Consider the following 1,425-nt stretch of genomic DNA (forward strand, 5'->3'; position numbering starts at 1 on the left):
GGATTATTCGCTTCATTTATTTCTTATATGCACATCTTAACAACTATTGATAGTAATGTCAACCAATAATCGAACAATACATCTAATTACTTATATATCGTTCGTGTTTTATCATTCAATTACTTTAGCTTCAAACAGAATCTGGCGTCCTACTGGCTCATAGGTAGTCGTTTGGCCTATCTTTTTTTCCTCAAAGATCGGCTTTTCTGTTCTTCTAACAGGAATATACCCTGCCTTTTTTATTCGCTCTAGACACATATCAATGGTTTCATTTTCCTGCACTTCAAAAACCATTTTCTTTTTTCCTTTACTCATGAAAATAACTTCCCTTTCTTTACGCTTTTCACCCAGAAGCCGCCATGAATGGTTTTCGGCTCGTACGCAATAATAAACGCTTTCGGATCAAGCTCTTTAATCGTATGGTATAACTTTAATTCATATTTTCTTGGTGTCAGGATCTGCAGAGCCATCCGATCCCCTTCTAAGCCGTTAGCTGCCCAGGTTGTCACACCATAGCCCTTTTCCCTTAGCATCTTCGGCATGTCCAAATCATATTCTTTTGTTATGACATTCACGGTAATATAACCAAGGGCGAGCTTTTCCTCAATTTTCATCCCAACAATAACACCAATCCCATAACCAACCGCGTAAGCAATCAAATTCTGGATTTCATTAAGGTTATCAAGAACCAAACCTAACCCCACTACATAAATAACAACTTCAATCATACTAATAAAAGCAGCCAAGTATCTCTGGCCTTTTAACGTTAAGATCATTCTGATTGTAAAGAAGGATACATACACAATATTGATTAACAGAATAATAGTTATCATTAAAAAACCACTTTCTAACAAAGAAAGCTCCCCCTTTATAGTGACAGTCTACTACCTAATATATTGCTAATTCCCTTTTGATACCATTTTAACACCTAATATTGAATATTAATTGTACATAAGATTGGTGATTTTGCGAAGGGGAAATTAATTTTTGGAACTAAGATTGCTTAATATGTATAAAATGGCTTTTTTCGTTGTTGCTTGGAGCATCTAGTATTTTTGAATAGGATCATGAATGAGGTGGGGAAAAGGGGGGCCTTAACAACATTCGAGTGTTTTTTTCTTGCCAAAGGGAGTTTTAGACTGCTCTTAACTACTTTCGATGGATTTTTTTCTTGCTGATGGGCGTTATAAATAGCTCTTAACTACCTCAGGACAACTTTTTTCCCGACGGTGGGCGCTATAATCCTAGCTTTTGTTTTGTGCAGCGGCATTAATAATGCTACCTAATCTCAATTTTAGGTAACATTAATAAATTGTCAAACATTAACATCACACACCATTATAGGATTTATCATTAATAAGGCCATTAAAACCCACAAAAAAAAGAACATCTAAATGATGTTCTTTTTTTGCCTAGCGACGTCCT

General features: G+C 35.6%; 2 protein-coding genes. Both read right to left on the minus strand.

Annotated elements, in window-relative coordinates; genetic code table 11:
- Positions 1-111: 111 nt before the first annotated feature.
- Positions 112-315, minus strand: a complete 204-nt coding sequence (locus V7164_RS24990) for an NETI motif-containing protein (RefSeq protein WP_335344330.1) — start codon at positions 313-315, stop codon at positions 112-114.
- A complete protein-coding gene (locus tag V7164_RS24995; RefSeq protein ID WP_335344332.1) occupies positions 312-833 on the minus strand; it encodes a DUF2179 domain-containing protein in 522 nt (173 codons plus the stop codon). Before V7164_RS24995 ends, V7164_RS24990 begins: the two co-directional genes overlap by 4 nt.
- Positions 834-1,425 lie beyond the last annotated feature (592 nt).

Source organism: Bacillus sp. JJ1474, from assembly GCF_036965225.1.
Taxonomy (GTDB): Bacteria; Bacillota; Bacilli; order Bacillales; family Cytobacillaceae; genus Cytobacillus.

What these genes read in the sequence shown, in the direction of transcription:
- V7164_RS24990 (WP_335344330.1), bottom strand. Translation starts at nt 315, where the DNA reads ATGAGTAAAGGAAAAAAGAAAATGGTTTTTGAAGTGCAGGAAAATGAA.
- V7164_RS24995 (WP_335344332.1), bottom strand. Translation starts at nt 833, where the DNA reads ATGATAACTATTATTCTGTTAATCAATATTGTGTATGTATCCTTCTTT.